The sequence below is a fragment of the Pantoea sp. RIT-PI-b genome (genome assembly GCF_001187905.1).
Lineage (GTDB): Bacteria > Pseudomonadota > Gammaproteobacteria > Enterobacterales > Enterobacteriaceae > Pantoea > Pantoea nemavictus.
The window spans coordinates 1-24,849 of record NZ_LGIS01000028.1 but is presented as its reverse complement, the minus strand read 5'-3'; the positions used below and the strand labels follow the sequence as shown (position 1 = coordinate 24,849).

Sequence of the window (24,849 nt, the reverse complement as noted above, 5' to 3'; positions counted from 1 at the left end):
AAGCTGACAAAAATTAAACTTCTCTGGCAGGTTCACTATGAATAAACTCAGCGTCAGGGATACGTTCGCCCTGGGCTTTATGGCGTTTGCGCTATTTCTCGGTGCGGGCAACATCATCTTCCCTCCCTTCATCGGACTTCAGGCCGGCAGTCACGTCTGGACGGCAGCGGCAGGATTTCTGGTCACCTCCGTTGGACTGCCGGTACTCTCGGTCGTCGCGCTGGCAAAAGCGGGGTGAGAAATGGGCAACATCATCAGCCCGGTAGGAAAGATAGCGGGCAACGTGCTTATCGTGGCCTGCTATCTATTTATTGGCCCGCTGTTTGCCTCTCCGCGCACTGCCACCGTTTCGTATGAGCTTGGCCTGGCGGCTTATACCGGCCATTCGGGAAATGCGCTGTATTATTACAGCCTGGTTTACTTTGCGGTTGTAGCCCTGATTTCATTTTTCCCTGGCAGGCTGCTGGAGTCGGTCGGGAAAATTCTTGCGCCACTGAAAATCATCTCCCTTATCGTGCTTGGTGTCGCGGTCCTGCAACTTCCCGCCGTTCCGGTGCAGACACCGGTTGCCGGCTACGTTGCGTCCCCGCTTTCCAGCGGGATCGTTAACGGCTACCTGACGATGGATACGCTGGCGGGACTGGCCTTTGGTCTGGTTGTGGTAAACGCGGTTCGCGCGAGGGGCATGGCGTCACCGGCTCACATAACACGCTATACCACCAAGGCGGGCATCATTGCCGGAGTGGGTCTGGCGCTGGTATATCTGAGCCTGTTCATGCTGGGCATGAAAAGCACCGCACTTGTACCAGATGCCACGAACGGTGCGGACGTACTGCGCGCGTTCGTTCAGCATGCCTTCGGCGATCGCGGCCCGCTGTTCCTGGGCGTGCTCATTACCCTGGCGTGTCTGGTCACGGCTATCGGCCTGACATGCTCCTGCGCAGGCTACTTCAGCACCCTCACGCCTTTTGGCTACCGGCCTCTGGTGCTGTTTTTCGCCGCCCTGTCCTTTGCCATTTCCTGCGCGGGACTGGACACCCTCATCCGGATTTCCGTTCCGGTACTGATAGCGGTTTACCCGCCCTTTATCATCCTGATCGTTATGAGCTTCATGCGTCACCGGCTAAGCCGGCCGGTACGCGTTATTGCTCCGGCCACGGCAGTGGCGTTTCTCTGCGGCGTGTTTGATGGACTGGCCGCTGCAGGGCTGGAGCGCTTCGTGCCGTCTGTGTATACCACGCTGCCCCTGCACGGCCAGCAAATGGCCTGGCTGTTTCCGGCCGGCATCGTGCTGTTGCTGAGCTTCAGCGTATCCCGCCTGAACCGGACCGCGCAGGCTGCATCATGAACAGACCGCTACCTGATGCAGCAGCGACCCGTTCCGCAGAAGAGAAAACAACACTGAAAGCTGTTCTGATCCCCTGTGTTATTTGCGTACTGTTCATTACTTTTGCGAGCGCGGAAAACCTGCTCTGGCACACGACCGGCTATTATCCGGAGGCGCTCGGCCGGGTAAGATACGTCAATGACGCTTCGCTGCTGACACCTGCCGCCGTCAGGGAAATATGCCATACCCCGCTGATGCAGCCCGAACTCAGCATAAAAAGCGGTTCGCTGTATCTGCGTTGCGGTACGCCGGGGCTTGAAGGGGTCTGGCGAATTGAAAAATTTCATTAAGCGGTGCCGGAAAGCGGTATTATCGCACCCGCATTACCCATCATTAACGTAACGATATAGCTGAGAACACTATGCCATCAATCACTCTGACACACCTGAAAAAACTCAAGCAGCGCGGCGAAAAGATCACCATGCTCACCTGCTATGACGCGACATTTTCGCATGAGCTGAGCACGGCGGGCGTTGAAATGCTTCTCATCGGCGATACGCTGGGTATGATCCTGCAGGGCCATGACAGCACTCTGCCGGTCACTCTGGAAGATATGGTTTATCACACGGCCTGCGTTAAGCGCGGTAATAACGGCGGTTTCATCATCGCCGACCTTTCCTTTATGACTTGCTCCTCGCCCGAACAGGCACTGCACAGCTCCGCGCAGCTTATGCAGGCCGGTGCACAGATGGTCAAGATTGAAGGGGGAGAATGGCTGAACGACACCGTGCGTCAGCTGACCCGCAACGGCATCCCGGTCTGCGCCCACATTGGTCTGACCCCGCAGTCGGTTAACGTACTTGGCGGATTTAAGGTTCAGGGCCGTGACAGCAAGCAGGCGGAAACCCTGATTGATACGGCTAAGAAATTTGAAGAAGCCGGTGCCGCAATGGTGCTGGTTGAAGCGGTCCCTGCCTCACTGGGAAAAACACTGAGCGAATCTGTATCCATCCCGGTTATCGGCATTGGTGCCGGTCCTGATACAGATGGACAGGTTTTGGTGCTCCACGACATGCTTGGCCTGGGCATTACCGGCAGAGCCCCAAAATTCGTGAAAAACTTTATGAAGGGACATGACGACATTCAGGAAGCGGTTAAAAATTATATCTCTGCCGTTAAAGACGGCAGTTTCCCTGCACCGGAACACTGCTATTCAGAATAAATTAGGTACTACCGCCGCTTATTTTAAGCGGCTCTGACACTTTGCCCAAGCATCTTTAGCGGACTTCATTTTTGACCTGCCATTTTTATGCATCTGAAACCTTAACTTACTTAAGCCTTTACCTCAACGATACGTTTGGAAGTGAAAAAGAATCTGGCCTACCGGAATAATAACATTAACTAATTCTTATATAATATTTTTTTGTAAAATATAAAAAATTATTAATATTAGCGCTGCGTTATGCGTCAGCACAGGATGGTCTCTTAGGGTATAAAATTACCGGTGTCAACATATAATGAAAGACGTCTGGTTGCGATCGTTCTTACTCTGAATTTCAATTACTAAAAATCTTAAGTGCCAAAGGAATATATAAATGTCAAAAAAAAGGTTAATGGTTTCAATTTTCATGATCTTATCAGTTACTGCATCGGTCTCAAACGGCAACGGACTTCCTGAAATGATAAGAGTGAAACCTCCAGCTGAGCCAGCAGCCCTGCCACTTCGTCCTGAACACGTTGCGGGAAAAAACAAAGAAATATGGTATAAGGCTGGCGGAACCTACATTGTTCGTAATGTTACGCAGGCCACTCTTACCCCCGTGCTACCCGCACCAGGCAAGGCTACTGGTGCAGCTGTTATCGTCGCACCCGGCGGGGCATACATGATCCTTCCTGTAGAGCATGAAGGCTGGCAAATAGCTAAAAAGCTCGCTGAAAATGGCATCACCGCATTTGTACTGAAATACCGAATCAGCAAAACCCCTGTGGATGAAAAAGAATTTGCAGCCTATGCCCGGTCACGGGGCCAGCTTATTGCTAAAAGTCTTTCCGATGGTACTCCCATGCCGGAAGAGCCACGGGCTACTGAGGATGCCCTCGCGGCTGTAAAAATGGTCAGGGAAAATGCCGGGAAATGGCACATCGATCCATCAAGAGTGGGTGTGATGGGCTTCTCTGCCGGGGCCGTGACAGCCATTAAAGTAGCTGTTTCCTCAGACGCCAGCGCACGGCCAGACTTTATAGCCTCTTTTTATCCCTCTCTCGCCTCAGAATCGGTTCCTCATGACGCGCCGCCGATGTTCCTGGCCATAGCTTTTGACGATCCCCTTTTTGGTAAACAGCAAATGGATATCGTTGAGGCATGGCGTAAAGCTGGACGTAAGGTAGAGTTTCATGGCTATGAAAGCGGCGGTCATGGGTTTGGATTTGGCATGCCTGAGACGACAACCTCACTTGTTTTCGAACAGTTCATGCTGTGGATGCGTTTTAACGGTTATCTGAAACAGACTCATGAGAATGACAAATTGAGATAACGGTTGTCGTAAACTCTTTTCTCTGAAAACCAACAAATGATAGTGCATGTGAAATGTTCTCAACCTGCCAGCTGATCGTGCAGTTATTTTGCGGATGTCATCTGATGTCTACATATGCTGGCAGCATATAACGGATTATTGACTTACAGAGTGATGACAGCACTGTTGGGCGAAGTATCAGGAGAGAGCAACGACTTAATGTCATTGAGGCTGAGAATCAGGCAACCTCAATGCTCCGCCGGTATGAGGTCTTCAACTTTTTCGGCGCAGCTTGAAAATAGGCATCAAGCTATTTCTGATGACCATTGTAATCTTCTCCTTGCTCGCGCTTCAAACGAGCAGCAGCAAGGCTTTGTCGGCAACCAGAGCGGCGGGCGGATATTTCTGTTCGTGCAGACCGTCGACTTCTGGCGAGACTACAATGCCAAGAGGGTAAACGGAGTCTACTTCTGCCTGGATCCGCAGGAGGAGTACGGGATGGTCGTAGTGTTTGAAGACATCCACGGCAACGGATAGGATGTCTATCAGAACGCGTAGCCCTGACAGCTATCTGTCTGCACACATAAGGTGCGTTGACTGGATGTTTATTTCATCGTAATGAGTCGCCATTAGTAATGTCTGCTGTTCACTCATAGCGCACATCAGCCCGATGGCAGTCCGCTTCGTGCCAGAAGCGGACATCACCATTGAGGAATAGATGACTGATCGAAGTAATTTCTCCAAAAATATCATGCCCAAAGCCATAAGTTGTTAATGATATTTAGAGAATTTTTCGAGTGAATTGTTGCTCAGTAATAGTACTGCCCCACTGATCGCCTTCCCATTCTTTCGACAATTCAAATCCGAATGATTCGTACAATCGTCTTGCCGCGGTAAGCTTATTAAACGTCCATAATTGTACTGATGCGAACTTCTGCTCATCACAAAAACGCATTGCTTCTGCAATGAGTTTTCTGCCCAGTCCACTGCCACGACAGCCATCATCAAGGATGAACCAGCGAAGATGCGCCTCATTATCTCCCAGATCCTCACCGTCAATAGCAACTGAGCCGACTATGCGCTCGTTCACCATCGCCAGCCAGATCTGATTACATGGCTTATCTACTCGCGCCGAAAAATCAGCAAGACCTGCGGCAACCTTCGCTTCAAAAAAATTACCGAAGTCATACTCTCTGGCGTAATAGCTGCCATGCATTTCAGTAATGCGGCCAATCATCCCTGCATGATAACCCGAGACTACTTTGAAGCTGTTTTGCACTTCACCAGTAGAGTTTTCGCGACAGGCTTTTAACGCGAAGGCATATGAAGAAAGGTGCTTTGATACGGCCTTATGGGTAAACGGATCGAGTTTGGCGAGTGCTGCGGATACGCGTTGGTCAGCGTAAGTATTTATGCTCTGTACCGTCTCTCTGCCCTTATCGGTAAGTCTTAGTAGCTTAGTCCTGGCATCGTCTGCGGAAGGGGTTTCTTCAAGTTCTCCAGCCTCGACAAGTTTAGCGAGCATACGACTGATGCTGGACTTCTCCAGCCCCAAAATCTGTACCAGTTGAGCGGCTGTCATTGCTCCATGAGTTTCAACTTCAAGCATAGAGTGCACAGCTGAGGGAGGATAATTAGTTGCAGCTAGATTTTGGTTCATGAAACCCAATTCACGCACCATTAAACGTGAAGCCGCGCGTATGTTTTTTATGGTCTGTAGTTCTGAAGTCATTAGCTTAACCCGATAGATTAGTTGTACAATACAACCATTTGGCCGCCGGGTCTGTCAATCATTTACTTCATGTCTGCTGTTCGCTCATAGCGGACATTGGACTGGCGCCGTCCGCTTTGTGCCAGAAGCGGACCTGGTGGCTCTGGCTGAGTAGTTAATAGATAAGGCTGTGCAGAGAAAAAGCAATGAGCATCATCCCGCCGACAAGGTTGACATATTTTTTCAGTATTAATGGGTTAGTTTTTTTTGCTGAGAATATTAGCGTTTGAGTTATTGCAAGAAGCCAGATGCTCATAACCACTATATGAACTGATGCCAGTATAAGGTAGTTGCAAACGCCGCCCTCCGCGCCTGCGAACTGTGAAACGACTGTTAGATAAAAAAGAATGGCTTTAGGGTTGAGAACATTAGCCAGCCAGGCCTCTTTTAACGTCACGGAATGCCTTACACCAGTAAACCCATCTGAATGTACTGTTATCCCACCCCAGATGAGCATCGCACCTAACCAAAGCAGATAGAAAGTTCCGGTTATTTTAAGCACAGCAAACGCTGCTGGCGACGAGATGAGCACAGCCGTGATACCAAGCCCTATAAAAATTGCATGGGTATATATGCCCAGAGCTGTTCCGGCGAGAGTTCTGAATAAACCTTTGTTACCTCCTGCCAGAGCACTATTCATAACGAGAGTAAAGCTCGCTCCGGGGGACAGTGCAACAGGGAGTAGTGCTGGCATAAAGCCAAAAATATTCACATCCATAGATTCTAGATAGTAATTGGCACTCTTTGAAATTACCAGTCCAGGAGTTTCGCATATAGGTAATGTTCAGCTAAGCAACAACAGGGAATCGTCATGAATCAAACGTCCGCTTCTCGCTCAAAGCAGCCGGTCAGATAAAGGCACTTTTTCGATACTCTGGTTATTTTGACTGCAGCCGTGAAATGGTCAGTCAGCAGGATTCACCCTCGCTGTCGCTGTTTAAAACTTCATTCAGACTAATCCCGTACCTCAATGTGAATAACAGTTACCGGCTCACCGTGGCTGCCGGTGGTGTAGTGGCGCTCCGCTGTACGGATTAAGGTGCTGCGTTGCTCCAGCAAATCAGCGATTTCACGGAGCTTTTCTGCCAGGCAGGGAGGTGAAAACGGGAGGTAGGTCGGGGGAAGGGCTCTGGCCATTTGTTGTGTTCCGCAATTATCGGGTGTGTACATCATATCTTCGGCTGCCGGCAGCGTTTCATGAGCGCCGTCATAAAGGGTGCCTGATTGCTCCCTTAAAAAGTGCATGCAACCTCCCTCCCTGCCGTCGGGCGGCGCCGTGACTTCACCTTAGCCGGGCCGCTTCGTCCGAAAGGTAGGCTTCGCCTCGTAACTCACCCGTCCCCCGCCGGTCGCGGGACATTCAGTCCGCTCCGGCGGCGCGTGCGGCTTCGTCCCTTGACCCTGCGTACTGCGCACTGGCCCGGCTGGCGTGACGTCACGGCGCTGATGCCGTGCAACCTGCAAACCGGAGTGACCATGAATCAACCTCATACAACTGGCCAGCTGGCCGAACAGCTGCAGCGCTTTGCGCCAGATACACCCTGCGTGGTGCACCTGTGGGTATCCGATGACTTCGACGACGTGGCGCCGGAGCTGACGCACGGGGAGGTGCTGGCCACGATCGCGCTGGCCGACGCCACGCTCGATGCAGACGTCAGTCTCAGCTGGTATTTCCTGCGACACTGCGCCGACACCATTCTGGCCGCAAGGGAGGAACGCTGCTGAAGGGAGCCGCCCCCGTGCGGCCTTTCCCGTGCTGACGCACGTAATAAGGCTGTCGCTGCGCTCCGCATTATGGCCGTCTCCTCTACTGCGCGCCGGCAACGGCGGGCATAAGCGCCGTGCCCTCACGGTAGCCGGGCGGCCTCGCAAACAAGCAACTGTGCTGAGAGAGGTAGTAACAGTTCGTAACTCATCAAAGCTACTAGTATCTGGCTCCATGCCGATAAAGAAGTTGTTCTCCCGCCCACAAGGAAAAAAAATGAAAATATCGGTTCGTCTTTTCTCAGGCTACGGTTTTTTGGTTGTCTGCTTTTTAATCTGTACCGGCCTGTCTCTGCACGCGCTCAGGGAATCCCGGCAAGGCATGGACGATACAGTAAATTACAAAATGAGGCGCCTTACGCTTGTCCTGAACATGCGTGCTGCAGTTAATAACATGGCAGTTTCAGTCAGAGACATCGTTCTTCTCAGAGACCCTAAGCAGGAGAAAAATGAATGGCAAAAGGTCAGTGATTTACATGAAAAGTATCTTCAGGAACGCGAACAACTGGTTGCCAGCATGATGCATAACGATTCCCCTGAAGGAAAATCAGCGTTAGACCGTATTCTGTCCTCAGACAGTGCCGCTCTGAATACACTGACAGTTGCAGGAAAAATGGGGATGGACAATGACCAGTCAGAAATAGCCGCTGACTATCTGCTGAATACGGCGCGCCCGGCTCAGAAGGCTCTGTCCGATGCCCTGGATGGGCTTACCGATGTACAGAATAAGCTTAGCCGGGATACGGTAGCAGTTAATAGCGCATCTGTACGTGAGGCTTCCATTTTACTTCTCTCACTCACGACTCTTTCAGTCCTGTTCTCTCTTCTGACCATTTTTATGATAGTCAGGACGTTGATGCGCCAGTTAGGCGGGGAACCAAAAGATGCTGAGATACTCGCAGCAGCAATTGCTTCTGGCGACTTGACGAGTCAGGTAATTCTGCGAGGTAATGATAAAACAAGCTTGTTGGCTTCACTGGATGGTATGCAGGCAAACCTGCGGAGGCTTATTTCTCAGATAAAGGATTCCGCCAGCTCCGTGGCGCTTGCTGCGGATGAAATTTCGCAGGGTAATACCGAACTCTCTTCCCGCACCGAGCAGCAGGCGGCCGCGCTGCAGGAAACGGCCGCCAGCATGGAGCAGCTTACCGCTACAGTGAAAAGTAATACTGCGGGTGCACAGCAGACAGCGGGTTCAGCCCGTGAAGCAGCGCAAGTTGCCCGTTCAGGCGGTACAGATGTACAGCGCATGTCAGACACAATGAATGCCATATCTGTTAGCGCTGCGAAGGTGCGAGATATCACATCCGTAATTGAAAGTATCGCCTTCCAGACAAATATTCTGGCCTTAAACGCTGCAGTGGAGGCCGCCCGGGCAGGTGAAGAAGGGCGGGGATTTGCCGTGGTGGCGGGTGAAGTCAGGACGCTTGCACAGCGCAGTGCGAATGCCGCGCATGACATCAAACAACTGATGGCGGAGGCAGTAAGTGTTGTTGACAGCGGCGTGGTCGCAGCCGCAGATGCAGGGCACAGTATAATGAAAATTGTCGGTATGGTGGGCGAGCTGGCTGAGGCCATGGATAACATTTCACTGGCTTCATCCGAACAGATGCAGGGTATATCCCAGGTCAGCATTGCCGTCAGTCAGATGGATGGTGTAACCCAGAATAACGCCGCGCTGGTTGAGGAATCCTCGTCTGCCTCACAGTCACTGTCTGAGCAGGCACACGCGCTGCGCGGAATGGTTGAGGCCTTCAGGGTATAAGGTCAGTGGCAATAGGGTGTGGGGATAATTATAGGCTGCTGTTTAATCGGACACTTTGCTACGCTACATAAGGGAAGGGGCTGAGCAGAATTCAACTCTTATGACAAGACTGGTGATGCAACGCAAAATGAAATTGAATACAAAATCTAAAAATGAATGTCCGCTGTTCGCAAGTAGTGGACATTAGCCTGACGTTAGTAAATAAAAGCTGACTAGCAGTTATGCTCTTAATATGGTGAATCCCTTTATACGACAGGGCCAGGCTACACAGGTATAGCAGAAACAAAGGCGCAATTCAGATGATAGCCTTCCTGAATCACCGGGAGGTACCCGGCGCCGTACTTTTACAGAAGAATGAAGATGCGCTGCGGAGGTGGCCATGCTGTGGATGGAAGAGGGTATGTATCTCAGGGTAGAAGAGCTGCCGGGCGGCCCGCGGCCATTGCCGCTGCTGAGCGGGTTCAGCCTAACGACGGCCTACCGGGCGCTGGGGTGCTTTAACCCGTCGGAAACGTCTGACGCCTATTTCATTCTTTCCAACGACCGCGACGAAGTCTGGTTTATCTGTAACCGCCATCTGCGGACCGTGTATTTACAGCGGGACAGCACGGCATTCCGTTTGCCGCTCTCTTCTTTCGACGGACAATCATTAACCGGTGCCGCGCCGGCACTCCGCTCCGGATTCAGCGATTAAACAGCATCCGGAGCAGCGCCGTAAGGTGTGCCGCCTCGGCCTCATCGCCGGTACAGTCCAGGCGCGCAATCAGCTTAAGGCAAAGCGCTGTGCGCTTCAGACGCCGTTCCTGACGCAGGATATCGACGGTGATTCGTCCCAGCAGCGCAATCTGGCCGGGGTGGGTGACCTGGCTGAAGTAGCCAGTCAGCCCGGCATCTTTTTCCGGCGGTAGTCCGTCCTGTCGCATGAAATACCCGTGCATAAAGAATGAGGTCGGGCGCAAAGTAACCGATGTACCGGCGCGTGTACAGCAGTAATCCACCGGTGCACCATCCTTTAAACAGCGCCACCAGTTATTGCAGACAATTCAGCGATAAAATTAACGCTCCGGTTATCAGGGAGGCTCAGTGAACAGAAAAATACCGGCGGACGACAGCATGCCCATTACCCTGCCCGATACCTGCTTCAGTTAGGTACTGAATCCGGAAGACACCAACCGGGCCGACACCCGCGCATTTCTTTCCCGCGACGTGGAGCCGTTTACGCTGCCCGGGTTTGTGACGCCGTTCGGCTACACCCTATGGCAGAACAGAGCAGAGCGACAGTTCAGGCTTATAACGCAGGAGCCAGAGCCGGAGACCGCATATGCAGTGAGGCTGGAAGAAGCCGAAGACTTTACCTCGCCGGAGCGCGCCTGCATACAGGTCATGGTATGGCGCACCCGCCAGCCGCTGCACGAGGTGGCGGTGCACGGCCTGGCGCGCCGGTTTTTCTGACATTTTCTTCATCGCTGGTCGATCATCATTACCGACAGCGCGCAGACCAACGCGGCAAAAGTGATGTGGGAAGGGATGGTTGCCTGGGCGCTGCGCGACCCGGAGCACTACGTATACGTGTGGGACGGCACAGGCGAGTCGGGCTGCCTGCACCCGGTGCGCAGCTGGCTGGCGTTCTGCGGCCACTGGGCCGCCTTCTGCTGGGGCGCCGAGCCAGGAAGCCACCTGAGACGACGGGTTGTCATCAGTACGCACCCCCTTAACGCTGCGCAGAAATAATACGGATGCGGAACGACGCGGCTGCAGAACAACTCTCCACCGGAGGGATGTCACATGCCGTTCAGCCCACATAGCCTGGCGTATATCGCCGGAGTAGCAAGCCGGGGGGCTCATAACGCCCGCATTTCAGATTAAGGCGTCCTGCAGCACGTGTCCGCCGTCGTATCTACGAAAAAATGTGCGCGGCGGACAGTGAATATCAACCAGACCTGCAGGATTTCACTGCCTGATACAAAGGACATTTTTTTATCTGGAGAAAGATATCATGACAACAGTAAGGCGCAGTGGTGCCGGAAACTTCGCGGCCGACCCGGCACGCGCCTCTCCGGACGGGCAGCAAAGGCGGTACAGCCAGCGGAGGCAACTTCAAACACCGCCCCGGTCGCGCACGCGTGGCTGGCCGTAAGGGCGGACTTATCAGCCGCCGGGGCCCTAAACCTGAAATTTAATTAAGGCAAACAGATTCGCACCGGCGGTTAAATTTTATCCCGGCGATCTCAATTAGGAAATTAATATTACCTAACTTTCCCTGGGGTCGGCAGAGATTAATTATAACGAATTATCGCATGGTTTTTTCTAGCCCGCTGCGCATTTCTACAGGCAATATCTCTCTAAGAAGGCCTGCAATATTTTCAAATCGTGTTAAATCCATTCCTGAGATTAAATCCCATATGACTTTAACTTTTAAAGATGAAAACGATTTCAGTGACCACATAAGGTTTATTCAGTTTTTTCTGAGCTTTATCCCTGATAATCTGTCAGGATTATGAATTTAAGGCGTTTTTTTCTTAACGGGACTGAATTTATTTCGCATTAAGGAAGCGCTACGCTGAAAATAACCATTCCGGACCGTACTTCAGCTCATTAAACCGCTACACTGAAATACCGTAATAAGGCTGATGGAGAGTGGAGCATGCCTGATTACTATCACAACGAAAATCAGCTGATTATTGGCGAAGCTGTGATTCATCTGGCGCTAAATAATGCGGATATTACTGTTGACTCGCTTGTAAGGGCGCTGGCTGAGATGGCTGCCATCGAGGAAAATCCTGCGCGCTGCGTGCAGATAAGAGAGGCGAAACACTGGCTCCGCGGGTTCATGCCAGCTTCAGGTAACCGTGACGAGCTCAGATGGGTTACCGGAGCGGGTCAGGGCTCAGTTCACTGAAGGGTTTACGCCCGTTCGGGACAAAAACCGGGCGGACCTCTTTCCAGCTTCTCTCGCAACACGCAGGCCAGCCATAGCTTTCTTAATGCTGTACAACCCTTTTATTATCGCACTCATCATTCGCGCGCTGATAGTCACGTAAGCTACTGTTTAGTAAAGGCTAGCACTTTTTGCACAAAAAAAGATAACTTGTACAGTATCACAATTACTGTACAATTTTGATTTGATTGTATAACTTTATGGACAGACAGGGTCGACTACATTTTAACCATTGAGGGGTTCACCATGCGTCAGAATGTCACGAAATTACCGGATGCCGCGAGCGACATTGCACACTACTTCAGCAAGGCGTCGGCGCCGACCCAACAGGAAACCCTTGGGCAGATTGTCGGCGAAATCCTGCGCTCGGGCAAGAACCTCAACCGTAAGGCCATCTGCACCAAGCTGTTACGCCGCCTTGAAGCGGCATCAAGTCAGGAAGAAGAGCGTCATTATCAGACGCTTATCGGTATGTTGTTCGAGCGTTAAGTTTTAATTTCCAGGTGAAACGCCCCGCAGCATGCATACAAGGGCCGTCCGGACTGGGCGACCGGCACTTTGTCCGGAGGACAGGCACCATAAGGCGCGGGTATGCAAAGAAGTAAACCAGAAAGACTCGTTGACGCTGTTTTAGGAGATGCTGTCATAGCTATGCTTGATGGCGACGATGACATCAGTACTGTAAGGCTGATTGGCGTGCTTAAGTCCATGACTCAGACTGAACAGGATGCTGAGCGACGGGAAGCAGTAATGATGGCTATTCAGGAAGTTGAAGCTACTCTTCCACGATTAAGTAACACTCGTGATGCAGCAATACTGGCTTTTAATGATGGGCCCTCACCTGACAGTGGTCGTAAGCACTGAGCCTCAGCTGAGATTTCCGTTTATAGCGGATAGTGGCAGGACGCCCGCAGGACGCGGCTACCGGAGGGTGGCCGTTTTTATTTCAGGCATTTGCCTGGCCACATTAGCCCGCAGGGCCTGACGGATAACATCATGCAAGTTAATGAGAAACTTAACACTTCTGAAGCATACATCATCCAGCACTTCCGCAGCGGCGGCGACGCATTGGCCGCTGAAACCGCCGTGCTGGACGCTGTCATCCGCGATATCGTTATCCACGGTAAAAAGGTGACCAGCAAAGCGATCATCCTTTACCTGATTGCCGAGCTCGAAAGCACCTCAGACATGGACGAGCTTGACGTGCTGCGCAGCGCGCTGGAAATCGTGGTGGGTAAAACGCCCGACGATGAAGCCTTATGAGATTAATTGTGCTGCGCAGCCTGCGCGGCATTCAGCGCAGGCGGAGAGTCGAATCCTCCCTGCGAAGCCCACAAGGAGCAGGTGACTGCGGCGGCGAGGGTTACGGCAATCCAGACTTTCACAGGCACCTCCCGGTTTAAAAGATTTCACTTTTAACAGTGTGGCACGCCACAGTTATTGCGCGAGGGAAACGCGTCATAACGGGATAAATCTGAAGGTCAGTGCATCTGCTGAGCCAGTAGTCTGACCGCGCGTTCGCAATTTTCGCGCAATGCGGCAGCGCCAGCCGACTCGCCCATGCTGTGCAAGGCGCTGGTGATTTCGTGCAGGGTGAGGTACTGGTCCGGCTTAAGAAGGCGCGCCACGACCGTTCCGATAACGGCGTAGATATCTTCGGCGGTGGTGTCATCGTTCATATGACCTCCGTCCGTAAGGTGGATAAGCGTACAGTATAACTGAAAGGCGCCGCAGCAGATACAGCGGCGGCCCGGGTGACTTCAGTGAAGCTTCTGCGATGACAGATTGTCAGCGCTGGCGACCCCGGTCTTCTCATCGGCGCGAATGTGCATTTCCCGCCGGACCTCTTCGATAGCGCGCAGGCCCGCGCGAACGCGGTCTTCATCCGTTTCATGCTCAATCGCCGCGCGCAGGCGGTCTGTCAGGACAGCCCAGCTGATGGCCACGTCCTCATCCAGCAGCGCTGTTACGGCCTCGCCAATCATGATGTCGGCCATTTTTTCTTCAAAGTCATTTTTCATGGGGTTATCCGGCAGCAGGTTTCGGGCGCAGAGCTTACCACAGCACACCTGGCCTGGACATGAACGGGTAATCTGTCCGCATAAAACTTTTTCACCGCAGTGTAAATACGCGCCACGATAACGCTGCCAGGGAGGGAGGTATCCTGCTCTGACGGTGCCTCACTCCTGCGCGGACATTTTCTTGCTGCGTCCGCGCTGCTTTGCTGCTGGAGGTGCGGGCTCCGCCACCGGTTAAGGCTTCTCCAGGCGATACAGGCAGACGTCGCCGCGCTCCGCCAGGCTCGCCGGCCAGATCATGGCCGCATTCCAGTCCTCAACGTAAAGTTCGCCCAGCGGCTGTACCACGGCCCAGGGCATTCCCAGCGTGCGACGCAGCTGCAGGAGTTCCTGCGCCATCGCCACGGCCTCTGCGTCATGATTTTCCGGATTACCGGCGATTTGAGTAAGCCTGTGTTAGCTAAGCATTGCTGCGTCTCCTGTGCGTTAAACCCTGTTGCAGCGATAGCCTGCCGGCGGATTGCCGGACATCTCCCGCTGGCGCATGCTGGAGGTACCTCCGTCGCTGAAAACAGGGGGATTACGAAACCTTTACGCTTAATGTCTTGTTGGCCACTTGCAGAGTTTGCAACCAGTTCTACACTGGGCGGACCAGTGTAGAGAGTACCGGTTTTAAAACAATAAGAGGTAAAAAAAATGATTTTAGGTGAGTTTATGCTGAAGGTGAACCGCTGGCCTCAGATGCATTTCACAGCAATTGAAAGCGAGCAGCGCGACGCCGGCATCGAGATTTATGCCATCGACTGCACAAACCAGACCAAAAGCCGGTTGCTGATTTACTGCACGCCGGACGCGCAGCACGCGGCGGTCATGACGACGCATTTCCGCACCTGGCTTGAAAAGGCCAACCGCGGCAGAACGCTGCGGCAGGAAAAGGCTGAAGCGCCGGCGGCCGTTATGGCCGCGCAGCACCCGCCTCAGCGTGCCGCAGCCTGTTAATCATCCGGGGCCCACGGGCCCCTTTCTGTTCCCGTGCCTCAGACGGCTTCCCGTGTTTCCGGCCAGGCGACGGCCGCGCCTTCAGCGGTGAACAGCGCGCCCTGAAAATCAGTGACCCCCGCCGCCTCCAGCCACATCCACTCCTCCGGCTGCTCAATGCCCGCCGCGATCACGTTAATTTCCAGCGCCGAACAGCAGCGCAGCACGGCGTGTACTACCGCCTGACGGGGGCCGCTGCGGTGAATATTGCGAACGATCCCGGCGCCGATGCGCACGCGGTCAGGCTGCACGTGCGCCAGCAGCGACAGTCCGGCTGAGCCGTCACCAAAGTTATCGATGGACAGGCTGATGCCGGCCTGCTTCAGCTGGCGCACCGCCTGAGAAAATGCTTCCAGCTGAGAAATGACCTCCGTCTCGCTAACACCCAGTATGATCTGCTGCGGCACCATCCCGGCGCTGTCGATGGCGCTGACGAGCCGGCTGACGGCGTCCGGAACATAAACCAGCGTCATAGGCAGAATGCTGAGGTACAGCATGATGTCGTCAGGGCATGACCTGCCGGCCCTGTGCAGCGCTCCGATGACCGCATCGAGATTATGCTCGTACAGCGCCTCGCCGGAGCCCCCCGCCGGCGCGTCATCGGGCAGGGCCTCAAGGGCCGTGACCTTACGGCCGAGCGGATCGACCACCGGGCGGAAGGTAACGCCCGCTGCCGCAGCCGGTGACCCATTGTCATCCGGCACGAAGTCCCAGTAGTCGGCGGGCAGGACCTCAAAGTAGTTTTCTTTCTCACGTGCTTCCACGAAGGTTCGCAGGAACTGCAGGCCGCGGTCGTCATAGGTCAGACGATATTTAGACGTGCCGCGGTCAAGCACCGCCTGCAGCACGCTGCCGCTGTCGTGATGGCGCAGGTCGAACAGCTCCATGCCGTGGTTGCCAAAGCGGCGCGACGGTGAATAGTCGCGCATCAGCTCAACCACGTTGTGGTGGCGCCGGTCGGCGCAGATGCGGCCGTAAATGTCCAGTACGCCTTCCTCCGGCCCCTCCAGAATCTGAAAGAAGTGCGTGCCGTTAAAGAGTAGGATCCCCGTGACCTGATGTCGGGCGTTCAGCAGGCTGGCCTTCTCCACCATGCCCGGCAGAACGCTGACGGGTACCTCATTAGCGAGGTGGCTCCGGTAAATTATTGTTGTAAGCATTTCAGGCTCCGTATTGCCACAGATTGTCACGGGCACCATAGCAGCCAGCCGCCATTTCTCAAACCGGACCGGCAACGGACATGATGAGACGCTGAATAAACATTCAGAAAGTCTGAAACGATAGTTTTTAACGCACTCGTAGCCTTGTAATCAAAATAAATTATTGCGGAATAGTGGTTTTTCAGAACATCCTTCGGGGGCTTTATTCAGCGGTGTCAAAAGTGTGGCGTGAGGCTGTCATCAACGTAAAACAGAGGTAATAAATTTGTCTATTCAACAATACGGGAAAAGGCGCGTCATTATTGACGAAGCGGCACTGAGTCTTGCTCCGGGCGAAAGGGAAATAAGCGTGCATTCGCTTATTTCCGAACTCGGACGCATGGCTGAGACTGGCAGCAGCGATAAGCGGCTTACAGAAATATCCGAAGCCAGATGCTGGCTGAAGAGCTTACACGAGCCGGGGCAGGCCTGAACGACGAGAAGAACTGACGCCAAAGGACTTAGTCCAGCTCTGACCGGAACACGACTAAGAAGAGATCCTCACCGGTCGCGCGCAGGCGTGTACAGGCCGGAGACCCTGTCAGGTACGAAACCCTCCGCTTTTCCCGCGCTTAAATCGCATCAGAAATTAATTCCACCCCTATATACTCGGGCATACAGTGGCAGCTTTGAAAGGACGCTTGCGCTGCGTAGTGCTAATGCCGCGCATGACATCATGCAACTGATGACGGAGGCAGTAAGTGTTGTTGATAGCGGTGTGGTCGCAGGGGCAGGTGCAGGTGCAGGTGCAGCATACTGAAAATTGTCGGTATGGTGGGCGAAGTGGCCGAGGCCATGGATAATATTTCGCTGGCTTCATCCTAACAGATGCAGGGCATCTCTCAGGTCAGCATTGCCGTCAGCCAGATCGACGGGGGAACGCAGAATAATGCAGCTCTGATGGAATAATCCTCGTCCGCCTAACAGTCACTTTCAGAACAGGCACAGCGCGGAATGGTGGAGACATTCAAGGTTTAAGCCATATTTGTATACTGCGGACGCGTTGAACTCAGGGTCATGGCTGCTTGTTTCTCTGGGGAGCATGTGAGGTATACATGTGCTCGTTCTTCAGTGCTACTGACTACTTCCGCGTAGTATCTGTAAAAAATGGATTACCGTATGGTTAAATCTGTATGCATGAAAAGTTTCAGCGCGTTAGAAATCAAGACATAAACGGATCTGCTGCTTATACAACTGAGAAGGGGATAATAAGGTTGCTGGTTACGTAATCCAATAATCTGGCACACCTAATTTTAACATCAGCAGACAGAGTTGGGATAACTTTGTTGAGAATATAATGACTACTAGCAAGAGAAAGTTACAAAGATTAAAGAAAGCCGCTGCAAGCGGCTTTTAAAAAAATTTATTTATTCTAAATGATCTTGTGACAACGGCTTGCGTTTACTGATGGTTCCTCCTTTACGCCCTGCCTCGACGGCGCGAGCCGGATCATTCCTAAAGTTACCACCACTTACGCGGCCGCCTTTTCGGCCAGCCTCAACTGCTCTTTCATGATTCTCAGCGAAATTACCTGCTCCACCACGATGTGTGACCATGTTAACTCCTGACGAGAGTGAATAAAAATTATTTAAAAACTTTAGTTATGAACACTAATAAACATTAGCAAGGAATAAAAAAAATTCAAATTTAGGTAATTTATGATACTAATTCTGAGTAATTTTCTTTCTAAAAAAAAGTGATGATGTTCGAGAATCTGGTTTTAATTGGCACTGCTTTTTCTCCTGACAAGAACTTTGATATAAATATTCTTTTGTATGAACAGCATTGATTGCAAATTGAGGTATCTATCAGTGGAATCGAGGTTTTTCATACTAAGGGAGGATGCAATGGCGTCAAATTGTTGGCAAGACCATTTAAAAATGGACCTGACTTTTATCAGAGTAGGCCATAAGTAACTAATGGACCTAAAAAATCCATGCTCCTCCTCAACCACGCTAAGTAATGTTAAACCATTGTAATAACAAGTTGAGCTGTGAAATATTTTGGAAATGGAGACTTGTGTTTTATATTTAGATTTTTACATGCCAAATATTTTTCACAGACATTTGATATTCTGAGACTTACAGCCAAGCGTAAAAAGTGAAAGCGCTGATTAAATAGCGCTTTCGTTGGGTAAATCGATGGTTAGAAAGTTAAGAACTAAAAGCTTTCCCAGTTTGCCTTACTCACCTCTGGAGCAATTAACGGAGTATTCTTTTGAAGTTGTAACGTTCTGGCTGTCTGTGCGTTAACTGCTACACCAACCTGAGCTGTGGATTCGTTTAAAATGAACGTAGAAACCAGCCTCGACAAGGTTTCAGCCTGCTCCTGCAAAGACTTAGATGCAGAGGAAGCTTCTTCAACCAAGGAAGCGTTCTGCTGTGTGACTTCGTCCATCTGTCCAATGGCAAGATGAACCTGCTCTATGCCTTTGCTTTGTTCAGAGGTTGCTGCAGCAATTTCATTAACCAGATCGGCAACCTGCTGGATAGCATTACTGACATTTTCTGTATTATTACCCACGTGCGTTGCCTGCTCAAGACCCTGTTCGACTTGAGCAACGGAAACTGAAATAAGCTCGTTTATCTCGCGAGCAGCAGTTGAGGAGCGCTGGGCCAGATTACGAACCTCAGAAGCAACGACTGCAAATCCTCTACCATGCTCACCAGCGCGCGCGGCCTCTACCGCAGCGTTAAGCGCAAGTATGTTGGTCTGGAATGCAATTCCTTCAATCAAACCTGTAATTTCGGAAATTTTTGAGGAACTTCCACGTATTTCTAACATTGTTTCCAGCATCTGACTGACTGCACTCCCGTTTCGCTGGGATAAATCGTTAGCATTATTCGCTAGCTCACTGGCCTGAACTGCACCATCAGCATTCTGACGAACGGTATCACTTAAAGTGGCCATACTTGCTGAGGTTTGCTCTAGCGAAGCTGCCTGCTGCTCAGTACGTGATGACAAGTCTTCGTTCCCTGCAGCTATCTGGGTGGAGCCTGTGCTGACTGATTGTGCCGCATGGTTAACAGACAAAAGTGTTGCCGAGACTTTTATCAACAAGTTGTTAAATGCTGATGCGGTTTGACCGATTTCATCATTTCTAAGTACTGGAGCTACTAGAGTAAGATCAAGGTTATTACTAACATCAGTCATAGTATTGGTCATACTATTCAAACTACGCTTAATGCCAAGGATAATACTGGTAGAAAATATACCGAGACCGATGATGACTAACACTGACACTCCGCTCATCATCCAAACAGTCTGTGTGTAGATTTTCTTGTTGATTTCTCTTAAACCAGCACCAATTTTTATATTCAAATCAATTTGCTTCGTGAACTCTGACTCCATTTTACGTGTTGCGGCGCCCACCCCATTTTCACCTTTTAGTAAAGCCAGAGAAAGCGTATTGTCTTGGCTTTTTGAGGCGTATAAAAAAGCCGGTAAGGCCTCACGAACCGCATCAATGTTATGAAAAGCCTGCTCGGTCATCGCTTTATCTTCATCACTGGAGATATCGTTTTCCATGTAATAATCCGTAAGCGACTTTAACGTATTCAGCAGATCTTTTATCCTTTCCTCAGCCTGGTTCAGGTCTTGACTACCTGAAGCGGTCTGATGGCGGTAGAGTGCAATGCCTAACTGATTAGTGTAACTAATTGATTTATTGAGATCCTTGATGCTGGGAATTGCATTGGCCTGAACATATTCAAAGCGAGACTGGAAGCCTGAGATTACCGAGAGTGAAACGGAAACAATCGCGAGAAGTGATAATGCCAGTAAAAAAAATACCAGCAACAAACGCTGTGTAATAGTCATATGAACCCTGATGTAAATGTTAAATATTGCAACAGAGCTTATCGACGTAGTTTTACCAAGCTTTAACTATTTATAAATAATATATTTTTCAAACAGGCTTGAAAGTTTCTTCAGATGTACTAGCACATCGTGTAAATAATTGATTATAGTTATCACCTTGTAAAGAAAGTAACAACTCGTTATCAACTTTCATAAGCTTCATATTCAATAAGGATGAGATAGATGAAAATTATTAAGAACTTTATCATTGGCATGGATTTCTAGGTCTGCCCGAGGAAGAAGAGCATCAGAGGTTATGGCTAACTTCTGCAGCTTCATTCGCACACTAAACTGAAATTTTACTATCCGCTCATTGCTAGCTTTCAGTTTTAGATTAAGCATTTGAACGTACATGATATTATCATATTTTCATGTATGCCTCTCACCAACCTCTAGTGGGTATGGATCATTGAGTGAAGTGACTTAAAAAATCGTCCCCATAATCAAGGTTTAAAGGTTCAGGTATTATTGCTTTTACTGACCCAAAATCAGTCAGTTTTTACTTTAACTGCATGGAACTTCAGTTGAGATATTTAGATTAAACATGCTGAAATTTTTCTAACATTCGACTGCCAAGGCTGATTATAACTAACAACGCATCCATTGCTGCCAAATCAGTTAAATATTAACAGAATAAAGCAATGCAAATCTCAGGGGAGTAATTTCATCAGGCTATCATGGCAGGTGAGAGATCATTTTTATATTTTTAAAAAAATGAGTGTCATGGGGTTAATGATAGTAAGAGGGTTTCTCCTTATGGAAATATACAGCGGTTCACGTTTGCTTATACGGCCTATTTATGCGAATCAACCCTGCTTAAGAGACAGCGGAATGAAGGTTTATTATTTTTATAGTCAAGAAATAATTGTTTTCCCTGGGGCCGACCTCATTTACTTGCTAGGATATGGCCATGAATGATCTATACCAAGAGATGAAAATATTCCGGTTGCGACAAAATAAATCAAAACTAACGCGAAGACAAGAATTGCAGACAATTCGATTACTTTAAATATATTACACTTTGCCATAGTTAACCTTCCTTCCATATGTGTGATTTAAGCCTCCTCATTAACATAGAGTGTTACCGGTAAAGCTCAAGCGAAAATCACATTGTGAAACACAAAAACAGACTTGCCGATCTTTGCAATTGAGGTTTTCGGATGGGTAGTGCTTTGACTAGTCTACTTGCTGCCGTACCGCTGACAAGTCCTCATAGTCGGCGTAGTAATCGGACCAATCCTCCTGCAGCAATCCAAGGTTCGGGCAGTGTGGCCATGATAGGGGATAGTATCAATCGCATGAATAGACGTTTTCTATGTCCGCCCAGATTATAGGGAGCAGATGCCGCATGACCAGTAATAAATGGGATTCATTACTTGGAATGATTACCAAAAAGCACCCAGATGAAAATGTTTATATAATGCGTTTTCTTGAATTTTGAAGAAAAATTTCTCTGCATTATAAAAGTTAGCTTTCCACTCATAGAGAGCATGTCTGCTATATGACACAGGCCGACAAATATGAAAAGGTAATAATATTCGGTTAAAAATGATAAAGGAGTCCCAGAACACGCTCGCATATAGGAATGTAAGACGTTCTGGGGGTTAATTTCATATGGCCGCGGTCAAGCTTTGGCCACATTAATCCAGAGACAGGCTTTACTCCGGAATAGATCTTGAGTCAGCCAGGAAAAACGTTGATGCATGCTCAATGCTTGTGAGGATTTTCTGTACTGCTGGCAAAATTCCTTATTCGCATTTGAAGACGAGAAATCTGTCCTGTAATATCTGCCGTTCTTTCCGCCAGCCCCCTGATAGCACTGGCGATAACGGAAAACCCTCGGCCATGTACACCTGCTCTTGCGGCTTCAATACTAGCGTTCAATGAAATGAGCTTAATCTGCGCCGCTATACTTGCGTTTTCAGAAACCAGCTCGGCAATTTCTTTTGCAGTTTCGGCTGTCTGAATATTTCGCCTGCCCTCGCTTTCCTCGTGGAGCAACCGATCCTTACGGCCCTGGATATCAATAAGCGCGCCTACCGCACGCAGAGGCGTACCATCAGATGCACGTTTAGTCTGGCCTCGAGCCTGAAACCACCGGTATTCACCGCTGCGCAATCTAAGACGATATTCAATATCAAAACCGGTTTTACCGCTGAAATCCATTAGGTGGCTGACGAAAGCATCGAGTGCAGCTTGTTTGTCATCCGGATGAAGGCGTGACGCCCAACTATCCATCACATCTGGAAATTCTTCAATAGTTTCAAAGCCAAGCAGCTTTCTGAACTGCGGTGACCACCAGAATACGTTGTCAGGGTTCAGCGGATTTCCGCCAATGATGTCTAGGTCCCAGAGTCCATCATTGAGCATTTCCCGAGATAGGTCAAAGCGCGTGGAAACAATTTCAAAAAGGCGAGACTGAGCGGTTTCTTCTTCAATATTTTCCATAACTGCCACGAGACGTGGCGGCGTAAACTCCTGACAGTATGATGCACTTATGCGAAACCACTGAAAATCATTTGCGTCAGTTTTGAAGAGGCAACGCACCGGTTTATTAACATCGCCGTGGTTGAGCGTATAATTTATTAAACGTCTAAAATCATCTCTGGAATCAGGATGTACCATCTGTGTAAGTGACGTCAGTCCTAGCACCCTTTGAAGAGGTAATGACAAAAGCTGGCGGGCTTCAGATGAAAAAAATACAGGCGCGTCACTTCCAAGAACCGGAGCCTCAACATACCAAAATCCTTTCTGACTGAGGCTCATAACACATTTCAGCAGAATGGTATCACTGTGGTCCACATCTAGCGCTTTATTGACTTGCTCTTCAGCGATATATGGCTGCGTCTGCTCTGCGGCGGACTGTTTACTGAATAAATTTCGAAACATTGTCTCTCCTGGTCAACAAGGATTGGCACAAAGTATGCCCTCAACACTTATCGGCGGAAATGTCTGAAAATTCAGTTAAGACTCAACAGGTTTTAGCTATGGCTGTAACAGCAATATTCAGTATTACAAGGGCTCTTTAGACAAGACGCGCCGTGCTTAAGATAAGTTCGAGAAGGCGGGCAGCTTAACGCTGCAGCAAAGTGTGGTCGTGAACGCGCTGAATGATGCCGAGCCGGTATAGATCTTTATCTGTCATAGTCACCAACATAAAGTCTGCATCCTGAGCTGAGCCTGTGGAGATTTAAGGCTAGTTCAGAGACGACATCGGTGAGTTGTTACGTACGACATCAGCGTTTTGGAGTAACAATCTGTGTTGAGGCTGGTTTTAAATATCCGGGTTTTAGCTAAATTGAAATGTCCGTCAGGTCTTGCCAAATATCTCCTGGCTGCGGGTCTGTAAGTCAGCAAGGGCTTCGAGCAAATTATTTTCATCTAAAGAGCGCTGTGACTTCTTCGCCGGGTCTTTTTTCTGTCCTCTGCGACTGGGGGCGCTGCCTGACGGGACCGAGAGTGAACGCGTGCTGTCGCGCTTTTCCTGAACCAGTTTAGCCACAGCCAGCGCGTGTCCCAGCCGCTTATTCTCAACGATGGCGCCCTGGTCGACTTCCGCCAGGCGGTCATAAGCAGAGCAGGGAAGTGCAGTACCATTTGCCCGCAGCTCAATTTTTCCATCCGGATAATGATAAATCTCGATATATTTCCCCATTACCTGACGACTTTTATCATTGTCTTCAAGCATATAAAGCGTTTTATCATACTGGACTGTAAGCGATTTAGAGACGCGCCTTGGCTCGCGCCAGGTGAATATCAGATCCAGATTATCGTCTGCATCAAGTGCCCGATGAACGTTGAAATCATGTCGCGGTTCTTTCGCTAAACGCCGGTTGTAGTCCGCCATGAACTCAGCGGTAAAGGCGTTGGCTGCTTCCGGCGTGCTGATTTTGCGCAGCCGCAGCTCCTTGACCAGCCTGTCCTGAAGCGTCAGATGTGCACGTTCAACACGGCCCTTGGCAGAACTGGTATTGGCACAGATGCCGCTGATGTTCAGCTCGTTCATCGCGCGCCCGAACTGCGTCTGGCCGTCACCGCCAGCCGCATTTTTGTTGGTAATGCGAAAAATGCTGGCTTTGTCGCTGTAGAATGCCAGCGGCATACCGTGCAGCTCCAGATAGCCGCGCGTGGCGTCAAAATAGGTGAACGTGGACTCAGATTTTACGAAGTGGAGCTGCATCAGGCGGCTGGTCGCGTCATCAACGTAGACCAGCAGCGTGCAGGCAGGACCACGTTCCTCAAACCAGCGGTGGTCGCAGCCGTCGATCTGTATCAGCTCGCCAACGCAGGCGCGACGATACCGCGGCTGCTGGATCCTCGGCGCACGAATTTTCCGGGGGATCCAGAGTCCGGCTCGTACCATCAGCTGACGCACGGTCTCTTTAGCCAGCACAACGTCATGGAGTTCGGCCAGCTTCTCGCAGGCGAGCGTCGGACCAAAGTCAGCATAATTATCGCTGATGATGCCCAGAGCAAGTTCAGCAAGGCCAGGAACAAGCTGGCGATTACCACGTTTTAGTCGTTACAATCAATGTTGAAGCTAAGCAGAGATGACCGGGTTCAGGCAAACCTGAGATGTCCGATTGTTGTCAGAGTAACTTTTAATAAAAGAGCTAACCCTCTGCTTTGAGGGCTAATTAGAATTAAAGTTTAGCTTT

General features: G+C 50.4%; 23 protein-coding genes and 4 pseudogenes. 15 read left to right on the top strand and 12 right to left on the bottom strand.

The window, feature by feature from the left end; genetic code table 11:
- Positions 1–37 precede the first annotated feature (37 nt).
- The 5 genes and pseudogenes from brnQ to AC790_RS25180 all read left to right on the top strand — a co-directional run bounded on the left by brnQ (position 38) and on the right by AC790_RS25180 (position 4,377).
- Positions 38–1,348: pseudogene (gene brnQ, locus AC790_RS18455) on the top strand (branched-chain amino acid transport system II carrier protein).
- Positions 1,345–1,677 (top strand): hypothetical protein, encoded by a 333-nt coding sequence (locus AC790_RS18450; protein ID WP_049852703.1) that lies wholly within the window; start codon positions 1,345–1,347, stop codon positions 1,675–1,677. Before brnQ ends, AC790_RS18450 begins: the two are co-directional and overlap by 4 nt.
- Positions 1,678–1,748: 71 nt before the next feature.
- Positions 1,749–2,549, top strand: a complete 801-nt coding sequence (gene panB, locus AC790_RS18445; protein WP_049852702.1) for a 3-methyl-2-oxobutanoate hydroxymethyltransferase — start codon at positions 1,749–1,751, stop codon at positions 2,547–2,549.
- A gap of 373 nt (positions 2,550–2,922) precedes the next feature.
- Positions 2,923–3,861, top strand: a complete 939-nt coding sequence (locus AC790_RS18440) for an alpha/beta hydrolase (protein ID WP_049852701.1) — start codon at positions 2,923–2,925, stop codon at positions 3,859–3,861.
- A gap of 114 nt (positions 3,862–3,975) precedes the next feature.
- Positions 3,976–4,377, top strand: coding sequence for a hypothetical protein (locus tag AC790_RS25180; protein ID WP_235440747.1), 402 nt, complete (start codon positions 3,976–3,978; stop codon positions 4,375–4,377).
- A 244-nt stretch (positions 4,378–4,621) separates the two neighbouring features.
- On the opposite strand, the gene AC790_RS18425 is transcribed toward AC790_RS25180, so the two are convergent.
- The 3 genes from AC790_RS18425 to AC790_RS25175 form a co-directional block, all read right to left on the bottom strand.
- A complete protein-coding gene (locus tag AC790_RS18425) occupies positions 4,622–5,572 on the bottom strand; it encodes a bifunctional helix-turn-helix transcriptional regulator/GNAT family N-acetyltransferase (RefSeq protein ID WP_049852699.1) in 951 nt (316 codons plus the stop codon).
- A 154-nt stretch (positions 5,573–5,726) separates the two neighbouring features.
- Positions 5,727–6,329, bottom strand: a complete 603-nt coding sequence (locus tag AC790_RS18420; protein ID WP_049852698.1) for a LysE family translocator — start codon at positions 6,327–6,329, stop codon at positions 5,727–5,729.
- Between the two features lie 236 nt (positions 6,330–6,565).
- Positions 6,566–6,856: a hypothetical protein gene (locus AC790_RS25175; RefSeq protein WP_049852697.1), complete on the bottom strand. Its 291-nt coding sequence runs from the start codon at positions 6,854–6,856 to the stop codon at positions 6,566–6,568.
- Between the two features lie 231 nt (positions 6,857–7,087).
- On the opposite strand from AC790_RS25175, the gene AC790_RS18410 reads away from it, so the two are divergent.
- The 3 genes from AC790_RS18410 to AC790_RS18400 all read left to right on the top strand — a co-directional run bounded on the left by AC790_RS18410 (position 7,088) and on the right by AC790_RS18400 (position 9,834).
- The gene (locus AC790_RS18410; RefSeq protein ID WP_049852804.1) at positions 7,088–7,336 is read left to right on the top strand and encodes a hypothetical protein; all 249 of its coding nucleotides are present in this window, start codon (positions 7,088–7,090) and stop codon (positions 7,334–7,336) included.
- A 256-nt stretch (positions 7,337–7,592) separates the two neighbouring features.
- On the top strand, positions 7,593–9,140 hold the full coding sequence (locus AC790_RS18405; RefSeq protein ID WP_049852696.1) for a methyl-accepting chemotaxis protein: 1,548 nt from the start codon (positions 7,593–7,595) through the stop codon (positions 9,138–9,140).
- Between the two features lie 379 nt (positions 9,141–9,519).
- The gene (locus AC790_RS18400) at positions 9,520–9,834 is read left to right on the top strand and encodes a hypothetical protein (protein ID WP_049852695.1); all 315 of its coding nucleotides are present in this window, start codon (positions 9,520–9,522) and stop codon (positions 9,832–9,834) included.
- On the opposite strand, the gene AC790_RS18395 is transcribed toward AC790_RS18400, so the two are convergent.
- Entirely contained in the window at positions 9,824–10,063 is a 240-nt protein-coding gene (locus AC790_RS18395; protein ID WP_049852694.1) for a hypothetical protein, read from the bottom strand. The two genes, AC790_RS18400 and AC790_RS18395, sit on opposite strands and share 11 nt — an antisense overlap.
- A 1,073-nt stretch (positions 10,064–11,136) precedes the next feature.
- Here AC790_RS18395 and AC790_RS25170 point away from each other — a divergent pair.
- The 5 genes and pseudogenes from AC790_RS25170 (at position 11,137) to AC790_RS18370 (ending at position 13,341) form a co-directional block, all read left to right on the top strand.
- A pseudogene (locus tag AC790_RS25170) lies at positions 11,137–11,320 on the top strand (general stress protein).
- Positions 11,321–11,784: 464 nt separating this feature from the next.
- A complete protein-coding gene (locus tag AC790_RS18385) occupies positions 11,785–12,039 on the top strand; it encodes a hypothetical protein (RefSeq protein WP_049852692.1) in 255 nt (84 codons plus the stop codon).
- A gap of 285 nt (positions 12,040–12,324) precedes the next feature.
- Positions 12,325–12,567, top strand: coding sequence for a regulatory protein YcgZ (gene ycgZ / locus AC790_RS18380; RefSeq protein ID WP_049852691.1), 243 nt, complete (start codon positions 12,325–12,327; stop codon positions 12,565–12,567).
- A 102-nt stretch (positions 12,568–12,669) separates the two neighbouring features.
- Positions 12,670–12,942, top strand: coding sequence for a hypothetical protein (locus tag AC790_RS18375; RefSeq protein WP_049852690.1), 273 nt, complete (start codon positions 12,670–12,672; stop codon positions 12,940–12,942).
- A 132-nt stretch (positions 12,943–13,074) separates the two neighbouring features.
- Entirely contained in the window at positions 13,075–13,341 is a 267-nt protein-coding gene (locus AC790_RS18370; protein WP_049852689.1) for a biofilm development regulator YmgB/AriR family protein, read from the top strand.
- A gap of 218 nt (positions 13,342–13,559) precedes the next feature.
- Here the strand turns inward: AC790_RS18370 and AC790_RS18365 are convergent, their stop codons facing one another.
- From AC790_RS18365 to AC790_RS24905, 3 genes are all read right to left on the bottom strand, one after another.
- Positions 13,560–13,757 (bottom strand): hypothetical protein, encoded by a 198-nt coding sequence (locus AC790_RS18365; protein ID WP_049852688.1) that lies wholly within the window; start codon positions 13,755–13,757, stop codon positions 13,560–13,562.
- Positions 13,758–13,838: 81 nt separating this feature from the next.
- Positions 13,839–14,099: a hypothetical protein gene (locus AC790_RS18360; protein WP_049852687.1), complete on the bottom strand. Its 261-nt coding sequence runs from the start codon at positions 14,097–14,099 to the stop codon at positions 13,839–13,841.
- A 231-nt stretch (positions 14,100–14,330) separates the two neighbouring features.
- Positions 14,331–14,495 carry a hypothetical protein gene (locus tag AC790_RS24905; protein WP_161804883.1) on the bottom strand — a complete coding sequence of 55 codons (165 nt, stop codon included), beginning with the start codon at positions 14,493–14,495 and terminating at the stop codon, positions 14,331–14,333.
- 315 nt (positions 14,496–14,810) lie between these two features.
- On the opposite strand from AC790_RS24905, the gene AC790_RS18355 reads away from it, so the two are divergent.
- Positions 14,811–15,095: a hypothetical protein gene (locus AC790_RS18355; protein WP_152929144.1), complete on the top strand. Its 285-nt coding sequence runs from the start codon at positions 14,811–14,813 to the stop codon at positions 15,093–15,095.
- 38 nt (positions 15,096–15,133) lie between these two features.
- On the opposite strand, the gene AC790_RS18350 is transcribed toward AC790_RS18355, so the two are convergent.
- A complete protein-coding gene (locus tag AC790_RS18350) occupies positions 15,134–16,294 on the bottom strand; it encodes a diguanylate phosphodiesterase (protein ID WP_049852685.1) in 1,161 nt (386 codons plus the stop codon).
- A gap of 673 nt (positions 16,295–16,967) precedes the next feature.
- On the opposite strand from AC790_RS18350, the pseudogene AC790_RS25165 reads away from it, so the two are divergent.
- Positions 16,968–17,257: pseudogene (locus tag AC790_RS25165) on the top strand (resolvase); the annotation flags it as partial.
- Positions 17,258–17,700: 443 nt separating this feature from the next.
- Here the strand turns inward: AC790_RS25165 and AC790_RS24345 are convergent.
- The 4 genes and pseudogenes from AC790_RS24345 to AC790_RS18335 form a co-directional block, all read right to left on the bottom strand.
- Positions 17,701–17,889, bottom strand: coding sequence for a general stress protein (locus AC790_RS24345; protein WP_072093446.1), 189 nt, complete (start codon positions 17,887–17,889; stop codon positions 17,701–17,703).
- 604 nt (positions 17,890–18,493) lie between these two features.
- The gene (locus AC790_RS18345; RefSeq protein WP_049852684.1) at positions 18,494–20,152 is read right to left on the bottom strand and encodes a methyl-accepting chemotaxis protein; all 1,659 of its coding nucleotides are present in this window, start codon (positions 20,150–20,152) and stop codon (positions 18,494–18,496) included.
- 1,746 nt (positions 20,153–21,898) lie between these two features.
- On the bottom strand, positions 21,899–23,080 hold the full coding sequence (locus AC790_RS25290; RefSeq protein ID WP_049852683.1) for a PAS domain-containing protein: 1,182 nt from the start codon (positions 23,078–23,080) through the stop codon (positions 21,899–21,901).
- A gap of 421 nt (positions 23,081–23,501) precedes the next feature.
- Positions 23,502–24,704: pseudogene (locus AC790_RS18335) on the bottom strand (ISNCY family transposase); the annotation flags it as partial.
- Between the last annotated feature and the right edge of the window lie 145 nt (positions 24,705–24,849).

Coding starts and splice junctions, on each gene's coding strand:
- AC790_RS18425 (WP_049852699.1), bottom strand. CDS start 5,572: ATGACTTCAGAACTACAGACCATAAAAAACATACGCGCGGCTTCACGT.
- AC790_RS25175 (WP_049852697.1), bottom strand. CDS start 6,856: ATGCACTTTTTAAGGGAGCAATCAGGCACCCTTTATGACGGCGCTCAT.
- AC790_RS18410 (WP_049852804.1), top strand. CDS start 7,088: ATGAATCAACCTCATACAACTGGCCAGCTGGCCGAACAGCTGCAGCGC.
- AC790_RS18355 (WP_152929144.1), top strand. CDS start 14,811: ATGCTGAAGGTGAACCGCTGGCCTCAGATGCATTTCACAGCAATTGAA.
- AC790_RS25180 (WP_235440747.1), top strand. CDS start 3,976: ATGCTGGCAGCATATAACGGATTATTGACTTACAGAGTGATGACAGCA.
- AC790_RS18365 (WP_049852688.1), bottom strand. CDS start 13,757: ATGAACGATGACACCACCGCCGAAGATATCTACGCCGTTATCGGAACG.
- AC790_RS25290 (WP_049852683.1), bottom strand. CDS start 23,080: ATGTTTCGAAATTTATTCAGTAAACAGTCCGCCGCAGAGCAGACGCAG.
- AC790_RS18370 (WP_049852689.1), top strand. CDS start 13,075: ATGCAAGTTAATGAGAAACTTAACACTTCTGAAGCATACATCATCCAG.
- AC790_RS18375 (WP_049852690.1), top strand. CDS start 12,670: ATGCAAAGAAGTAAACCAGAAAGACTCGTTGACGCTGTTTTAGGAGAT.
- AC790_RS18400 (WP_049852695.1), top strand. CDS start 9,520: ATGCTGTGGATGGAAGAGGGTATGTATCTCAGGGTAGAAGAGCTGCCG.
- AC790_RS18360 (WP_049852687.1), bottom strand. CDS start 14,099: ATGAAAAATGACTTTGAAGAAAAAATGGCCGACATCATGATTGGCGAG.
- AC790_RS24345 (WP_072093446.1), bottom strand. CDS start 17,889: ATGGTCACACATCGTGGTGGAGCAGGTAATTTCGCTGAGAATCATGAA.
- ycgZ (WP_049852691.1), top strand. CDS start 12,325: ATGCGTCAGAATGTCACGAAATTACCGGATGCCGCGAGCGACATTGCA.
- AC790_RS18350 (WP_049852685.1), bottom strand. CDS start 16,294: ATGCTTACAACAATAATTTACCGGAGCCACCTCGCTAATGAGGTACCC.
- AC790_RS18345 (WP_049852684.1), bottom strand. CDS start 20,152: ATGACTATTACACAGCGTTTGTTGCTGGTATTTTTTTTACTGGCATTA.
- AC790_RS24905 (WP_161804883.1), bottom strand. CDS start 14,495: ATGGCGCAGGAACTCCTGCAGCTGCGTCGCACGCTGGGAATGCCCTGG.
- AC790_RS18440 (WP_049852701.1), top strand. CDS start 2,923: ATGTCAAAAAAAAGGTTAATGGTTTCAATTTTCATGATCTTATCAGTT.
- AC790_RS18450 (WP_049852703.1), top strand. CDS start 1,345: ATGAACAGACCGCTACCTGATGCAGCAGCGACCCGTTCCGCAGAAGAG.
- panB (WP_049852702.1), top strand. CDS start 1,749: ATGCCATCAATCACTCTGACACACCTGAAAAAACTCAAGCAGCGCGGC.
- AC790_RS18405 (WP_049852696.1), top strand. CDS start 7,593: ATGAAAATATCGGTTCGTCTTTTCTCAGGCTACGGTTTTTTGGTTGTC.
- AC790_RS18420 (WP_049852698.1), bottom strand. CDS start 6,329: ATGGATGTGAATATTTTTGGCTTTATGCCAGCACTACTCCCTGTTGCA.
- AC790_RS18395 (WP_049852694.1), bottom strand. CDS start 10,063: ATGCGACAGGACGGACTACCGCCGGAAAAAGATGCCGGGCTGACTGGC.
- AC790_RS18385 (WP_049852692.1), top strand. CDS start 11,785: ATGCCTGATTACTATCACAACGAAAATCAGCTGATTATTGGCGAAGCT.